The sequence below is a fragment of the Proteus sp. MB838 genome (assembly GCF_054767435.1).
In genome coordinates this window covers 1-637 of sequence record NZ_BAABMO010000104.1, presented here as the reverse complement: position 1 = coordinate 637, position 637 = coordinate 1, and the positions used below count along the sequence as shown (strand labels likewise).

General features: G+C 43.2%; 2 protein-coding genes. Both read right to left on the bottom strand.

The window, feature by feature from the left end; translation table 11 throughout:
• Positions 1 to 262: AAA family ATPase (locus ACYUCW_RS18125; protein WP_460409184.1), on the bottom strand; the 262-nt coding region annotated here is incomplete at its 3' end.
• Between the two features lies 1 nt (position 263).
• Positions 264 to 428 (bottom strand): hypothetical protein, encoded by a 165-nt coding sequence (locus tag ACYUCW_RS18120; protein ID WP_240495006.1) that lies wholly within the window; start codon positions 426 to 428, stop codon positions 264 to 266.
• Between the last annotated feature and the right edge of the window lie 209 nt (positions 429 to 637).

Below are 637 nucleotides of genomic sequence, written 5' to 3'. Positions count from 1 at the left end.
AATTATCGTAGCCAGCTTCCTGCGCAACCCCGATAGCTTCAATAAATCGCTCTGGTGTGAATGGTGGATCTAACTCCAATACGTCAAAATTGAAACGGTCAGAGTAAAGAGAAGCGCTTCCTTTTTCCGTATCAATCAATGCCGTTTTTCCGCCAAGTCCTTTGGCTATTTCCAGTGCTCCATAGGTTTTACCTGAGCCACTAGGCCCTGTTAAAGCGAGCCTTAATTTTGCTTTTTTTCGCATTGCCTTAGCGAATTTCATACTAATCTCCTAAGTATTGACCTTGACGCCGATCGCTTCCGTAGTAATCGACTTCAGATTTATTACTTGGTACAGAATCCCTTTCTGCATCACGTAACGCCTGAATATGTGGAGGAATAGGAGGGTGATTTTTCGATGCGTCCAAGTTCATGTGTAGCAGTTCCATTGCAAGTCTCTTTTCTCTTTCCTTCACGCTCGTATTCGGCAAATGACCCTCAATCATTGCAATAGCTTGAGCCAGAGCTTCCTCTCTGTTTTTTGCTAGTGACGGTGATGTTAATTGAGGGTATTTATCGGTAGGGTATGAGTTAGAAACGTTCATTGAAAATCTCCTGAAAAGTCCTTGAGAGGCATAGACAATCCTTGTCGTCCTAA